We start from the raw sequence: 12,618 nt of genomic DNA, 5'->3' as shown, positions 1-12,618 counted from the left end.
GTGTAGGCTTCGTTGGGCTGGAGGGTGACGCGCACGGTGATCCGCTCGCCCGGCCCGCCGGAAAGGGGGCTGACCGAGTACCACGCCTCGTTGGCGGGCGAGGCGGTGATCCGCCACGCCTCCGAGGTGGCGAACTGAAGCTCGGTGCTGCCGCCCGCGGCGCTGAACGGCGTCGGTGCGGGAGAGAGCAGGTTCAAGCGGGGTTTGTTCGGTTCGGGATCGTCGACCGTACCGCTGTCGCCGCAGCCGAGGAAGAGAAGTGCTGCCAGCACCGTCGGAAGAAGGGAGAAACGGGACATAGAAGTGGAATTTGGGGTTATGTGCAAGATAGTTAAAAAACGGCTGATTTGCAACTTACGTGCAACTTGTCGAGCTGTGCCGCACCCCTGAGCGGTTGGGCGGCGATGGCCGGCCGATAACCGTCCCAATTCGATTTTTTCGCCGGTCGCAGTCCTCCGGATTAGATTTCCGCCGGGCGACCGTCCGGTTTATTTCGTAATTTTGCCTCCTGCATGTTCGGGCTAAAGATTCGTTCAAGACGTCCGCAGGCGTATTCCGTCAGGGCGCAATGTTGACGCGAACAGGTGTTTTTGCGGGTGCATTCCCTGTCAGAGCCGCGTGGAGCGCAGATCGGGAGGCGTCTTTACAAGTGTGTAGTAAAATATCCCTTTCGAATTGCGGTAATTTGCACCATGAAAAGGCAGCGGCGGAATACATTGGTGGACGTCCAGATTGCAGTGCGGCTCAAGGGGCTGCGCTATGCCCGGGGACTGACGCAGGAGGATGTCCGTTACGCAGTCGATATGAATATCGCCCGCATCGAAAGCGGCCGCCACAGCGTCTCGCTGGGCACGCTGGCCGATCTGAGCGATTTCTACGACGTGCCGTTCGAAGAGCTGTTCCGCGGAGTAGTGACGCACTGACCCGGAGAGGGGCCGGAACCGGAAGGTCCCGGCTCTGATTTTACAGCCGTTTCTCGAACGCCAGCCGCTCGCCGCTCTCGTAGCGGATCTTCCCGCAGTAGGCAAAACCCAGCCGAGAGAGCATGCGCAGCATGTAACGGTTGTCGAAATTGGTGTCGATGCGGAACGCCCGCACGCCCCGTGCGCGGGCCAGCGCTTCCGTGCGGCGCATGAATGCGGTGGCCGCGCCGCGCCCTTTTTCGCCGTCGGCCACGGCGAGCCGGTGCACGACCACGTAGGGACCCTCCGTCAGCCAGCTGCCCGCGATGCCGGCATAGGCCGCCTCGCCGTCGAAAACCACCGCCCCGTAGGCGATCGGGCGATCCGGCGCGGCTGCCCGGACCAGCACATAGCCGTATCCCAGCCGCAAGTCCCGCCGGATGTCCGCCTCGGCGGGATAGCCGTCCTGCCATTGCGTGCTTCCCAGCGCCCGCATCTGCGCTTTGGCCTGGGCGATAATCCGCAGGATCTGCGGCAGGTCGGCGGCGACGGCCTCTCTGAATTCGAGTTCTTTCATAGTTTTCGGCAAAGATAGTGCAAGCCGGGCGCAGAATCAAGCGCAGCGCGTTATGCCGAGGCGCAGCCTGTCTAAGCCGGGTTTATCAAGGGCAAAGATAGGTCGTTTCGGCGGTCGAACGGTCGGCGGGAGGCGGAAATATGTCCTTCCGCAAGGATCGGAAGCAGGGGCCGTGGCACAGGATTTGACCGTATGCAGTCAGACCGCATCGAGCGGCAGCAAGTAAATTCAAGTTAAACCAAATAAACCGAGGAGGACAAAATTATGGTTCCTGCAAGACGTAATCAAAACTGGTTGCCGAGCATCTTCAACGATCTGCTCGGATCGGAGTGGGTCGAGCGCCACAACACCACGGCCCCTGCCGTGAACATCATCGAGGATGAGCAAGAGTACAAGGTCGAGGTCGCCGCTCCGGGGATGACCCGCGAGGATTTCAAGGTCCACATCAACGAGGACAACGAACTGATCATCTCCGTGGAGAAGAAGTCGGAAGAGAAGGAGGAGGACAAGAAGCACAAAGGCACGTACCTGCGCCGCGAATTCTCCTATACGCAGTTCCAGCAAAGCCTGCTGCTGCCCGACAACATCGAGCGCGACCAGATCGAGGCCCGCGTCGAGAACGGCGTGATGACCATCGACATTCCCAAGAGGAAGGTCGAAGAGACCGCCGCTTCGCGTCAGATCGAGGTGCAGTAAGCACTCGCTGTGCGCCGTTCGAAGGGAGCTTTCAACCGAAAGCTCCCCTTTTTGTGACCTGCAGGATGCGAATCCGCCCGCGAAACTTGCGGTTTCGCGCGGAAATCCGTAATTTCGGGTCATGATCGAAACGGAACTTTGCGCCTATTCGCTCGAGGCGTGCGAGACGGCCCGCCGCGCGGGCGTGACGCGGGTGGAGCTGTGCGCTTCGCCCTGGGAGGGCGGCGTAACCCCGTCGGCCGCCGCCGTAGGGATGGCTCGTCGCATCGGGGGTTTGCAGCTGAGCGTGATGATCCGACCGCGCGGCGGCGACTTTCTCTATACCGACGGCGAATTTCGCCAGCTGCTCGAAGAGGTGCGCTTCGCCCGCGAAGCGGGGGCCGACTGCATCGCCGTCGGTGTGTTGACCGCCGACGGACGGGTGGATGCCGCGAGGATGACTGAGGTTATGGCCCAGGCCGGAGGGATGGAGGTGACCTTCCACCGCGCTTTCGATCTGGTCCGCGACCGGCGCGAGGCACTCGAAACGCTCGTCGGTCTCGGCTGCCGCCGCGTGCTCACCTCCGGGGGCCGCGCTACGGCTGCGGAGGGGATCGACCAGGTGCGCGCGCTGGTAGGTCAGGCCGCCGGACGCATCGCCGTCATGGCCGGCAGCGGTGTCAAACCGTCGAATGCCCGCATGCTGGCCGCAACGGGCGTGGATGCGCTCCACTTCAGCGCCCGGCTGCTGCGCGAGAGCGGCATGACCTACCGCAACCCCGACGTGTCGCTGGGCGGCGTACCGGGCGTTCCGGAGTACGCCTCGGTGGGCGCGGACGAAGCGATGATCCGTCAAATTCTCTTTCAGATAGAACGATGAAGACCTCTCTGATGTTGCTGGCGGCCCTGCTGCTGGGGGCCTGCGGGCGTTACGGGGCGGGTGTCCCTGCTTGTTGCGAAGCGCAGCTGGATGCGGCGCTGGCCGACTGTCCGCGCGCCGACAGTTTGCGGCAGCTGCTGCGCGAAACGCCGCGCTGCAACCGTGCGGCGATGGCCTGTCTGCTGGTCGGAATGCCGCGCGGCGACCGCGATACGATGGCGCTCGACCTGCTGCGCGAAAACGTGCAGTACGCCTGCCGGGCCCGGCGCGACTATCCGTGGACGCGGGCGCTGCCCGACAGCGTGTTCCTGAACGAAGTGCTGCCTTACGCCGCAGTCGATGAGGTGCGCGATGCGTGGCGGGCAGACTTTTACGCCCGGTTCGCCCCGCAGGTGGCTTCGTGCCGCACGCTGCGCGAGGCGGCCGAGGCGGTGAACCGCAGCCTGCGCGACCTCGTTGAAGTCGATTACAACACGGCCCGTGAGAAGACGAACCAAAGCCCGCGCGAGTCGATGCGGCAGCACATGGCCTCCTGCACGGGGCTGTCCATCCTGCTGGTCGATGCGCTGCGCGCCGCAGGCGTGCCGGCACGCTTCGCCGGAACCCCCGCCTGGCACGACGACCGGGGCAACCACAGCTGGGTGGAGGTGTGGATCGACGGGGAGTGGCACTTCACCGAATATTACCCCTCGGGCTTCGACCGTTCGTGGTTCCTCCCGGATGCGGGGCGCGCCGACCCGGCCGACCGGGCGCACGGAATCTATGCCGTTTCGTTCCGGGAGACGGGCGACTGGTTTCCGATGGTGTGGAACGAGGATTCGCGCGCGGTGCACGGGGTGAATGTCACGCCGCGTTACCGCGCCCTTTGGCGCGCTGCGGCCGACAGCCTGCGGGCGCAGGGTACGCATGTCGAGGTGCGCTTTGTGATGCTCCGCGAGGCGGGGCATGCCGCCGCTTCGGACGACCGGGTGGCGGCCAATGTGGATGTCTTCTGCGGAGCGGAGCAGGTGGGCGGCGGCCGCACGGCCGGACCGCGGCAGGATATGAACGACTGCCTGACCTTCCTGCTCGAAAAGGGTCGGAGCTATGCGTTCCGCTACGAGAATGCGCGCGGTGACCTCGCGGAGGTGACGGCGACGGTGGGGGATGCCCCGCTGACCGTTACGGGGTATATGGAGTAGTGTTTCGGGCGGCACTCTTACCGCTCGAGATGCAGGATGGGGTAGGGGCGGCCCGAGGGGTCCCGCTCGTCGCGCGATACGGGGCGGAATCCCAGCCGCCGGTAGAATCCGACGGCCTGTGCGTTCTGCTCGTTGACGTCGACCCGCCGGATGCCGCGCTCGCGGACGAGGTGTTCGACCAGCGTGCGACCTACACCTTTGCCACGGCTGTGGGGTGCGACGAAGAGCATCTCCAGTTTGTCGCCGCCGATGCCGGCAAAGGCCCTCCATTCGCCGCCGTCGCGTACGACGTACAACTCCGCCGCCGGAAGCGCTTCCGTGCGGACGATGCGGCGGAAATAGGGAATATCCGCTGCGTCCAGAAATGTGTGCGTGGCGACTACCGAGGCCTCCCAGAGTTCGGTCAGCCGGTCCAGCTCTTCCGGTGTCGGGGCCGTCAGGCGTTCGACCATGCTAAAGTAACGTGACAGGCGGTTTGCGCCGCGCGAAACAGCGCGACAGGGCGGCCGCGAAAGGGGTCGGGTAGGTGCGCGATCCGGTCGGACACGCCTTGACGCAGGCGTTGCAGCGGATGCAGCGCGCAGGGTCGGTACGCAGCTCGTCGCCCGGAGCGATTGCCTGCGTGGGACACACCCTGACGCAGCGGCCGCAACGGGTGCAGCGCTCCGCATCGCCGGAGGGAAGCAGCACAACTGGGTTGCGTTTCTGACGACGGCGGTAATCCAGCACGAAGCGGATGAACCGCAGGCGGGAAAGGAACGGCGTGCGCGGCTCTTTCAACCGCGCCGCATCGACGGGCGCAGGCGTGCCGGACGCGAGTTTGCGGCCGACAGCCTCCCCGAAGGCTTCGGCCTCGGCGAGGTCCGCGGCATCGGGCCGTCCGGCAGCGATCGGGGTCGCGGAGGTGGAGTAGGAGTGCTCGCCGACGAACGCGGCCGCGGCCACGGGCACGAATCCCCGCTCGGCGACGAAAGCGGCCAATTCCCGTACGGCTCCCTCGAAAGCGCGGTTGCCGTAGACGGCTACGACGACGGCGGGAGTGCCCTCCCCGCGCACGTCCCGCAGGCGTTCGAGTGCCGTCGGCGCCGGATGGCCTCCGTAGACCGGAACGGCGAACACGGTAACGGCGTCCGCGGGCAGGGTTTGTGCCGGGGCGGGAGCGTGCGTCAGATCGAGCGGCTCCACCTGCCCGGTTGAGAAGCCGTCCGGTTTATTCGATCCGTTCGGTTTGCCGAATCTGACTGCGCCGTTTTCCGACCGGCTGTCGGCGATTCCGCGGACGATGGCCGCGGCGATCTTTTGGGAGGTTCCCGTGGGGGAGAATACGAAGGTGTGGAGGGTGCGGGGTTTCATGACAGCGCTTTCAGTTGCACAAATTTACACAAAATCAGCCTATATTCGTTCGGAAAGCGATCGGATCCGGAAAGAAAAATGCTTATCTTTGACCAAAGGCTTGTTTGGTCGGGTTCCATCTGAGGGCGGCAGCCTGCGGAGGAACGCGACAAGCGGGCCTCCGCTGCCCGGAGGCTGCGGCCCGCTCGGCTCTTAGAGCCGAAAGAATAGGAAGTTGTGTGGCTGGGGTTGTATCGCATTTGATTTATAGACGCAGGCTGCGGCCCGCCGGCTCAAAAGCCGCTAAACAAGACGCAAGAATAAAACGATTGTATCTCAGTTCGTAGCCGGCGGAGGGGGATCGAAGCCGGAGGCTGAGATGCAGCCCTCCGCACCCGGCGGCTGCGGGCTGCCGGCTTAACAGCCGAAAACAAGACAAACCGGACAGTCCGCGCAGTTCCGAGAAGCAGCAAGAGCGAATACGAAGGGCTTAATTTCATACCTGAGGCTCTTCTCCTCCCTGTAGCGCAATTCAAACGATCAACCTGATTAACCGATACGACCATGAAAACCTTACTTCTTTCAGCCGCCCTGCTTCTGATGGCGTGCGGCACGCGGCCTGCCCGGCAGGTGACCGCCACTCCGGTGGAATACGATGCCGAAATCGCGCTGCTGACCCCCGATTCGACGGGCGGCCTGCCGATCGACGAGGCGTTGTGGAAGCGCGCCACCTCGCGCGACTTTACGGGCGAAGCGTTGACGCTCGAAGAGCTTTCGGGCGTGGTGTGGGCTGCGGCGGGGATCAACCGTCCGGACAACAACCACCTGACCGCTCCGTCGGCGCTGGCGCTCTATCCCATTCGGGTCTACGCCTTTCTGCCGGGCGGCGTCTACCGCTATGACCAGCCGGCGCATCGGTTGGTGCGGGTGGTCGACGGCGATCACCGGGCGCTGGCGGGCACGCAGCCCTTCGTGGCGACGGCCTTGCTGAATCTGGTCTACGTCGCCGACCTCTCGGTTTACGACGGGCGCGATATTCCGGCCGAGCATATCCGCTACCTCTGCGGGCAGGATGCGGCGGGGTATGCCGAGAATGCCAACCTTTACGCGGCCGGGCATGGGCTGAAGTCCGTGACGCGCGGCAGCGCACCTGCCGCGGAGCTGCTGGCGCTGCTGAACCTCGATCCTGAGCGTTACTTCTTCGCGCTGGCGCAGTCGGTCGGGAAATAATCCGTCCTGCGGAACGGACATTCCCCGATCTCCGTGTCGCGGATCGGGCCGTTTCATCCGGACGCCGGGACGCGACGCTATCGGTCCGCTCCGGCCTCTTCGGCCAGGTAGCGCCAGAGCGGTGCGGCCATCAGCGCCTGCCGGATACGGTCGGTGCGGAGCAATTCTACTACCTCCTCGCGTGTGAAAAGGTGCACGCGCAGGTCCTCCGTGGCGTCGAGGTGCTGCGCCGAAATGCGCTCCACGCCTTCGGCCAGGAAGCAGTGGGTCAGGTTGTTCTGTGTGGCGGGGTTGGGCGAGAGGGTTGTTACGAGCCGCCACTGTCCGCCGCCGTAACCCGTCTCCTCCTCCAGTTCGCGCTGCGCAGCGGCGAGCGGCGATGAGTCCGCGGGTTCCATGACGCCCGCCGGCAATTCGTACGAGGTCTCGCCCAGCCCGTGGCGATATTGGTCGATCATCACGAACCGCCCCTCGCGCGTTATGGTAATGACGTTTACCCAGTCGGGATATTCGAAAACGTAGTAGTCTGGGATGCAGCGTCCGTCGGGCAGGGCGATCGTCTCGTGCCGGACGGTGAACCACGGTTTGCGGGCCAGGTACTCGCTTGCGAGCACCGTCCACTTCCGGTTTTCGGGGTTTTTCATGGGACGGATGTTTTCTGCGGCGAAGATAACGATTTTTCGCTATCTTTGTAGGCAGAGTTATCCAAGAACCGAAACGATGATACCCCAGTCCGAACGCAAGCGCATCATCGCGCTTATCGACCGCGAGGTCGTGCCCGCCATCGGGTGCACCGAACCGATCGCCGTGGCCCTCTGTACGGCGCGTGCCGCCGAACTGCTCGGCACAGTGCCCGAAAAGATCGACGTGCGCCTGAGCGCCAATATCCTCAAGAACGCGATGGGCGTCGGCATTCCCGGCACGGGGATGATCGGCCTGCCGATCGCCGTGGCCCTCGGCGCGCTGATCGGCCGCTCGGACTACCGGCTGGAGGTGCTGCGCGACGTGACGCCCGAGGCGGTCGAACGGGGCCGCCGCTACATCGACGAAAAACGCATCTCGATCGCCCTGCAGGAGGGGATCGACGAAAAACTCTATATCGAGGTCGGGGTCTCGGGTGCGGGGCACACTGCCACGGCGATTATCGCCGGAGGCCATACCTCTTTTGTCTATCTGGCCCGCGACGGGGCCTGTTCGCTCGACAAGCGCGCACCTTCGGCGGCGGAGCAGGAGGAGGGAGACGTGGAATTGTCGCTCGCCCGCGTCTGGGAGTTCGCCACCACGGCTCCGGTGGACGAACTGCGTTTCATCCTCGAGTCGCGCCGCCTGAACAAGGCTGCGGCGGAGAAAGCCTTCGCCGGGGAGTTCGGCCATTGCGTAGGCCGCACACTGCGCCGCGACCGCGAACTGCGGATCATGGGCGACAGCATCTTCACGCGTATTCTCTCCTATACCTCGGCCGCCTGCGATGCGCGCATGGCCGGGGCGATGATTCCCGTGATGAGCAATTCGGGCAGTGGCAATCAGGGCATCGCCGCGACGCTTCCCGTGGTGGTCTATGCCGAGCAGACCGCCGCCACGGAGGAGCAGACCATCCGCGCGCTGGTGCTCAGCCACCTGACGGTGATCTACATCAAGCAGAGCCTGGGCCGCCTCTCGGCCCTGTGCGGTTGTGTGGTGGCCGCCACGGGGTCGAGCTGCGGCATCACCTACCTGATGGGCGGCGGTTACGAGCAGGTCGCGGCGGCCGTGAAGAACATGATCGCCAACCTGACGGGCATGATCTGCGACGGGGCGAAACCCAGCTGCTCGATGAAGCTCACCAGCGGCGTCTCGACCGCCGTACTGTCGGCCATGATGGCGATGGACGGCCACTGCGTAACGCCCGTGGAGGGGATCATCGAGCAGGATGTCGACCGGTGCATCCGCAACCTGACGGCCATCGGCCGCGACGGCATGAACGAAACCGACCGCCTGGTGCTGGGTATCATGACCCGCAAATGCTGACGGCTGGCTCCCGCCGATAAAAGAACCCCTGCCGCACTCTTTGCGGCAGGGGTTTTTCGACAAGCTGGGGACAAAAAAAGAAGCCGGACGGGTTGGCCGGCTCCCTGTTTGGCGGGGCGTTCAGTGGAAAATCGTCTTAACGATAATGCCCGTGGCCCCCTGATGGCGCATGGTGTAGTCCTTGGCGATGCGGCTGGTTTTGAGCAGGAACTCCTCGTTGTCGCGCAACGGAATGAACCACGTGCGCAGCGCCTCGTAGTCGGTGACCGGCCGGGCCGCGCCGAGCGTCACCAGGTCGCGCGCCTCCTTGAATTTTTTGTAGTTGGGTCCGAAGGCGACCGGAAGTCCGAACGTCGCGGCCTCGAGCGTATTGTGGATGCCGACGCCGAAACCGCCGCCGATATAGCTCCACGCGGCGTAGCCGTAGACCGAAGCGAGCAGCCCCACCGTATCGAGGATCAGCAGCTGCCGCGTGCCGTAGCTCGTGCGGGGAGTGCACTGCGTGAAGCGCAGCGCGCCGCCCTTGGTCTGCGAGAGCAGCCGTTCGATGCGTGCCTCGTCCATCTCGTGGGGGGCGATGAGGAACTTCACTTCGGGATTTTCGTTCATCAGCCGGATCAGCAGCTCCTCGTCGGGTCCCCAGGTCGAACCGGCCACGAAGAGCCGTCGGTCGCCCTTGAAACGCTCCACGATATCCACGTGTTTGGCCGCGCGGGCGATCTCCGCCACACGGTCGAAGCGCGTGTCCCCGGCCACGAGCACGTTGTCGAAGCCCAGTTCGGCCAGCAGCGTTTTCGACTCCTCGTTCTGCACGAAGAGCGTGTCGAACGATTCGAGCGCCTGCCGCCACAGACCGCCGTAGGGGCGGAAGAAGACCGAGTTGCGGCGGAAGATGGCCGAGACGATGTAGGTGCGCACCTTGCGGCGGCGCAGTTCGCGCAGCAGGTTGAGCCAGAACTCGTATTTGACGAAGATGGCGATCTCGGGCCGGGCCGCGTCGAGGAAGCGGCGCGCGTTGCGCGGGGTGTCGAGCGGCAGGTAGAAGATGTAGTCCACGCCCTTGTAATCCTTGCGGATTTCGTAGCCCGAGGGGGAGAAGAACGTCAGCAGAATTTTGAATTCGGGATGCTCCTTGCGGATGCGTTCGATGATGGGCCGCCCCTGCTCGAACTCGCCGAGCGACGCCACGTGAATCCAGACAATGCGGGCTGCGGGGTCGATCGCCTCCCTCATGCGCCGGAAGAGGTCTTTGCGCCCTTCGGTCCAGAGCCGGGCTTTCCGATGCCGGGCCGATGCGAGCCGAATGATCCAGGCGTAGAGTCTCAGACCGAAATTATAGAACCACATCGGTGTTTGCGTTTTGCGGGGTTTGAAGTATTATCGGTTCCTTTCCGCCGGCACGACGCGGGGTCGCGCCGCAGCTTCGCGGGTCTCGTTTTTGGTCCGACAAAGGTAGCACAATTTGTCGGAAATGCAAAATTACCAGTTGCATTCCATCGCCTGCCCGATCAGCCGCACGCAGGTCCCGCCGTCGGGGAATACGTCCACGGCCGCCAGGTCGAACTGCACCTCCCCCTGCCAGCCCGCGCGGGCGAGGTAGGCGTCGGCGGCGCGCAGCAGCGCACGCTGCTTCTGCGCCGTCAGGGCCGCTTCCGGGGGCGTCAGGCCGTCGGCGCGGCGCGTCTTGACCTCCACGAAGTGCAGCACGTCCGCTTTGCGGGCCACGATGTCCAGCTCGTAGCGACCCTGCCGCCAGTTGCGGGCGCAGAGGTCGTAACCCATGCGGCGCAGGTACTCCGCCGCGGCACATTCGCCTGCGCGGCCCGTATCGGCGGAAGCGGTCACGGGAGGATGCGTCGGATGGTGTTGGCGCGCCGGATGGCGTCGGCAAGCCCCTCGGCGTCGTCGCGCTCGATCATGCGGCGGAGGATTTGCAGCTGGTGGATATGCTCGCGCAGCACGTCCAGCACGTTGTACTTGTTGCGCAGCAGGATCGGAACCCATGTCGACGCAGCGCTCTTGGCCAGCCGCACGGTGCTTCGGAAGCCGCCGCCCGCCAGGTCGAAGATATGCCGCTGCTCGCGCTCCTTTTCGAGCACCGTCAGCGCCAGCGCGAACGAGGTGACGTGCGAGATGTGGGAGACGTAGGCCGCGTGCAGGTCGTGCTCCTCGGGGTTCATGCAGAGGACGGGAGCGCCCAGCGTCCGGAAGAGCGATTCCACCGCCGCCAGCGCGTCGGCGTCGCTGCGCTCCGTCTCGCAGAGGACGACGTTGCACCCCGTGAACGCGCCCCGGCGGGCTGCCTGCGGGCCGCTGTACTCGGTTCCCCACAGGGGATGGGCCGCGACGAAGCGGCCGCGGCGGGCGTGCATCGAGATCACCTCGCACAACTCCTCCTTGATCGAGCCGAGGTCCATCACCACCTGCCGGCCGTCGATGCGGTTGAGCGCCTTGACCGCCAGCAGCGGCAGCGTGTCGACGGGCGTGGCCAGCACGATCAGGTCGGCTTCGGGAACGCCCTCCTCGAGGGTTACGATTCGGTCGGCCAGCCCCAGCCGAAGCGCCTCGCAGGCGTGCTCCGGGGAGCTTTCGACCCCGAGTATCTCGTCGGCCAGCCCCCGCTCGCGCAGGGCGAGGGCCAGCGAGCCTCCGATCAGCCCCAGACCCGCAATGAGCACCTTCATATACCTATATTTATAGTAGGAACTTCAGATCGCCGCCCGGCTGCACCTCGAAAGGCTCCGTGCCGTGCCGAAATATCCGTATCGGGCGGCTGCCGATCAGCTCCAGCCGGTCGTCCTCCAGACGGAGCATGCACCCCTCCCGAAGTCCGGCCACCCAGCGCCGCGGATTGGCCCGGATGTACTCCAGGATGCGCTGCTCGCGCGTCTCGCCCGCATGCCCCTCGGGGTTGGCGTCGAGGTAGTGGGGGTTGATCTGGAACTTCACCGCCCCGATGGCCCGGAACGAGGCGGGCTGGACGATGGGCATGTCGTTTGTGGTGCAGATCGTGGGGCAGCAGACGTTGCTGCCGGCCGACCAGCCGACGTAGGGGACGCCGGCGCGGATGCGGCGCAGAATGGCCGCCATCAACCCCTGCTCCTGCATCTTTTTGGCCAGCGCGAAGGTGTTGCCGCCCCCGACGCAGATCGCCTCGGCCTGCCGGATCAGCTGCACGGGGTCCTTGGCGCGGTGCACCGAATGCACGCGGATGCCCAGCTCCGCGAAACGGGCCTGCACCCGCCGTTCGTACTCGGCGTAGGAGAACGTAACGGCGGCGTAGGGGACGAAGACTATTTCGCGTACACCCGCCAGGAAACGCTCTATTTCGGGCAGCGGATAGCGCAGATACTCCTCGCCGGCGTTGGTCGAATTAGAGATCAGAAGTAGTTTCATAAGGGTATGGTTTTAAATAGCTTACTCGGAAAAATGTGCTAAACGTCGAAAAAATTGTGAATAAAAAAAACCGCTGTTTTGTCAAAAGTAATAAAAAAAGTGTTACTTTTGCGCAGATTTCCACAAAAACGAGCGTAACTATTTCTAAATAATTGTTTAACTAAAAACTTAAAATTATGGCAGATGTTCAATCAAAAGTTGTCGAGATCATCGTCGACAAACTGGGCGTTAAGGAGTCGGAAGTAGTTCCCGAAGCGAGCTTCACGAACCACCTGGGTGCTGACTCGCTCGATACCGTCGAGCTGATCATGGAGTTCGAGAAGGCTTTCGACATCACGATTCCCGACGAGGACGCCGAGAAGATCGCCACCGTGGGCGACGCTATCAGCTACATCGAAGCGCACAAGAAATAAGTTTTACAGCAACGTTTTCACGGTA

General features: G+C 64.0%; 16 protein-coding genes. 7 read left to right on the top strand and 9 right to left on the bottom strand.

The genetic code is table 11. The features are described from left to right. The coding region (locus ACMO9O_RS08375; RefSeq protein ID WP_418983412.1) for a hypothetical protein at positions 1 to 299 on the bottom strand (299 nt) is incomplete at its 3' end. 393 nt (positions 300 to 692) lie between these two features. Between ACMO9O_RS08375 and ACMO9O_RS08370 the strand changes: the two genes are divergently transcribed. Next, positions 693 to 923: a helix-turn-helix transcriptional regulator gene (locus tag ACMO9O_RS08370; RefSeq protein WP_418983411.1), complete on the top strand. Its 231-nt coding sequence runs from the start codon at positions 693 to 695 to the stop codon at positions 921 to 923. Between the two features lie 40 nt (positions 924 to 963). Here ACMO9O_RS08370 and ACMO9O_RS08365 read toward each other — a convergent pair whose 3' ends face one another. Then, positions 964 to 1,479 (bottom strand): N-acetyltransferase family protein, encoded by a 516-nt coding sequence (locus ACMO9O_RS08365; RefSeq protein WP_418983410.1) that lies wholly within the window; start codon positions 1,477 to 1,479, stop codon positions 964 to 966. Positions 1,480 to 1,743: 264 nt separating this feature from the next. Between ACMO9O_RS08365 and ACMO9O_RS08360 the strand changes: the two genes are divergently transcribed. The 3 genes from ACMO9O_RS08360 (at position 1,744) to ACMO9O_RS08350 (ending at position 4,215) form a co-directional block, all read left to right on the top strand. Continuing rightward, positions 1,744 to 2,175 (top strand): Hsp20/alpha crystallin family protein, encoded by a 432-nt coding sequence (locus ACMO9O_RS08360; protein ID WP_418983409.1) that lies wholly within the window; start codon positions 1,744 to 1,746, stop codon positions 2,173 to 2,175. A gap of 124 nt (positions 2,176 to 2,299) precedes the next feature. Beyond that, entirely contained in the window at positions 2,300 to 3,034 is a 735-nt protein-coding gene (locus tag ACMO9O_RS08355; RefSeq protein ID WP_418983414.1) for a copper homeostasis protein CutC, read from the top strand. Continuing rightward, entirely contained in the window at positions 3,031 to 4,215 is a 1,185-nt protein-coding gene (locus ACMO9O_RS08350; protein ID WP_418983408.1) for a transglutaminase-like domain-containing protein, read from the top strand. The genes ACMO9O_RS08355 and ACMO9O_RS08350 overlap by 4 nt, the downstream gene beginning before the upstream one ends. Before the next feature lie 17 nt (positions 4,216 to 4,232). Here the strand turns inward: ACMO9O_RS08350 and ACMO9O_RS08345 are convergent, their stop codons facing one another. Beyond that, complete coding sequence (locus ACMO9O_RS08345; protein WP_418983407.1) at positions 4,233 to 4,667, bottom strand: GNAT family N-acetyltransferase; 435 nt, start codon at positions 4,665 to 4,667, stop codon at positions 4,233 to 4,235. Position 4,668: 1 nt separating this feature from the next. Further along, positions 4,669 to 5,568, bottom strand: a complete 900-nt coding sequence (locus ACMO9O_RS08340; RefSeq protein WP_418983406.1) for a 4Fe-4S binding protein — start codon at positions 5,566 to 5,568, stop codon at positions 4,669 to 4,671. A gap of 543 nt (positions 5,569 to 6,111) precedes the next feature. Here ACMO9O_RS08340 and ACMO9O_RS08335 point away from each other — a divergent pair. Beyond that, positions 6,112 to 6,777: a nitroreductase family protein gene (locus tag ACMO9O_RS08335; RefSeq protein WP_418983405.1), complete on the top strand. Its 666-nt coding sequence runs from the start codon at positions 6,112 to 6,114 to the stop codon at positions 6,775 to 6,777. A gap of 77 nt (positions 6,778 to 6,854) precedes the next feature. On the opposite strand, the gene ACMO9O_RS08330 is transcribed toward ACMO9O_RS08335, so the two are convergent. Then, complete coding sequence (locus tag ACMO9O_RS08330) at positions 6,855 to 7,421, bottom strand: NUDIX hydrolase (protein ID WP_418983404.1); 567 nt, start codon at positions 7,419 to 7,421, stop codon at positions 6,855 to 6,857. 76 nt (positions 7,422 to 7,497) lie between these two features. Here ACMO9O_RS08330 and ACMO9O_RS08325 point away from each other — a divergent pair, with 76 nt between their 5' ends. Continuing rightward, complete coding sequence (locus tag ACMO9O_RS08325; protein WP_418983403.1) at positions 7,498 to 8,784, top strand: serine dehydratase subunit alpha family protein; 1,287 nt, start codon at positions 7,498 to 7,500, stop codon at positions 8,782 to 8,784. A 120-nt stretch (positions 8,785 to 8,904) separates the two neighbouring features. On the opposite strand, the gene ACMO9O_RS08320 is transcribed toward ACMO9O_RS08325, so the two are convergent. The 4 genes from ACMO9O_RS08320 to pepE form a co-directional block, all read right to left on the bottom strand. Further along, positions 8,905 to 10,131 (bottom strand): 3-deoxy-D-manno-octulosonic acid transferase, encoded by a 1,227-nt coding sequence (locus ACMO9O_RS08320; protein WP_418983402.1) that lies wholly within the window; start codon positions 10,129 to 10,131, stop codon positions 8,905 to 8,907. A 132-nt stretch (positions 10,132 to 10,263) separates the two neighbouring features. Continuing rightward, a complete protein-coding gene (locus tag ACMO9O_RS08315) occupies positions 10,264 to 10,629 on the bottom strand; it encodes a YraN family protein (RefSeq protein ID WP_418983401.1) in 366 nt (121 codons plus the stop codon). Then, positions 10,626 to 11,468 (bottom strand): prephenate dehydrogenase, encoded by an 843-nt coding sequence (locus ACMO9O_RS08310; protein WP_418983400.1) that lies wholly within the window; start codon positions 11,466 to 11,468, stop codon positions 10,626 to 10,628. Before ACMO9O_RS08310 ends, ACMO9O_RS08315 begins: the two co-directional genes overlap by 4 nt. Positions 11,469 to 11,478: 10 nt before the next feature. Further along, positions 11,479 to 12,180, bottom strand: a complete 702-nt coding sequence (gene pepE, locus ACMO9O_RS08305) for a dipeptidase PepE (protein ID WP_418983399.1) — start codon at positions 12,178 to 12,180, stop codon at positions 11,479 to 11,481. Positions 12,181 to 12,356: 176 nt separating this feature from the next. On the opposite strand from pepE, the gene ACMO9O_RS08300 reads away from it, so the two are divergent. Continuing rightward, the gene (locus tag ACMO9O_RS08300; protein ID WP_418983398.1) at positions 12,357 to 12,593 is read left to right on the top strand and encodes an acyl carrier protein; all 237 of its coding nucleotides are present in this window, start codon (positions 12,357 to 12,359) and stop codon (positions 12,591 to 12,593) included. Positions 12,594 to 12,618 lie beyond the last annotated feature (25 nt).

Source organism: Alistipes sp. (genome assembly GCF_048465635.1).
Taxonomy (GTDB): Bacteria; Bacteroidota; Bacteroidia; order Bacteroidales; family Rikenellaceae; genus Alistipes.
Note: the sequence above shows the minus strand (reverse complement) of the source record. Positions and strands in the feature narration are given on the sequence as shown.

What these genes read in the sequence shown, in the direction of transcription:
- ACMO9O_RS08370 (WP_418983411.1), top strand. Translation starts at nt 693, where the DNA reads ATGAAAAGGCAGCGGCGGAATACATTGGTGGACGTCCAGATTGCAGTG.
- ACMO9O_RS08365 (WP_418983410.1), bottom strand. Translation starts at nt 1,479, where the DNA reads ATGAAAGAACTCGAATTCAGAGAGGCCGTCGCCGCCGACCTGCCGCAG.
- ACMO9O_RS08360 (WP_418983409.1), top strand. Translation starts at nt 1,744, where the DNA reads ATGGTTCCTGCAAGACGTAATCAAAACTGGTTGCCGAGCATCTTCAAC.
- ACMO9O_RS08350 (WP_418983408.1), top strand. Translation starts at nt 3,031, where the DNA reads ATGAAGACCTCTCTGATGTTGCTGGCGGCCCTGCTGCTGGGGGCCTGC.
- ACMO9O_RS08345 (WP_418983407.1), bottom strand. Translation starts at nt 4,667, where the DNA reads ATGGTCGAACGCCTGACGGCCCCGACACCGGAAGAGCTGGACCGGCTG.
- ACMO9O_RS08340 (WP_418983406.1), bottom strand. Translation starts at nt 5,568, where the DNA reads ATGAAACCCCGCACCCTCCACACCTTCGTATTCTCCCCCACGGGAACC.
- ACMO9O_RS08335 (WP_418983405.1), top strand. Translation starts at nt 6,112, where the DNA reads ATGAAAACCTTACTTCTTTCAGCCGCCCTGCTTCTGATGGCGTGCGGC.
- ACMO9O_RS08330 (WP_418983404.1), bottom strand. Translation starts at nt 7,421, where the DNA reads ATGAAAAACCCCGAAAACCGGAAGTGGACGGTGCTCGCAAGCGAGTAC.
- ACMO9O_RS08325 (WP_418983403.1), top strand. Translation starts at nt 7,498, where the DNA reads ATGATACCCCAGTCCGAACGCAAGCGCATCATCGCGCTTATCGACCGC.
- ACMO9O_RS08320 (WP_418983402.1), bottom strand. Translation starts at nt 10,131, where the DNA reads ATGTGGTTCTATAATTTCGGTCTGAGACTCTACGCCTGGATCATTCGG.
- ACMO9O_RS08310 (WP_418983400.1), bottom strand. Translation starts at nt 11,468, where the DNA reads ATGAAGGTGCTCATTGCGGGTCTGGGGCTGATCGGAGGCTCGCTGGCC.
- pepE (WP_418983399.1), bottom strand. Translation starts at nt 12,180, where the DNA reads ATGAAACTACTTCTGATCTCTAATTCGACCAACGCCGGCGAGGAGTAT.
- ACMO9O_RS08300 (WP_418983398.1), top strand. Translation starts at nt 12,357, where the DNA reads ATGGCAGATGTTCAATCAAAAGTTGTCGAGATCATCGTCGACAAACTG.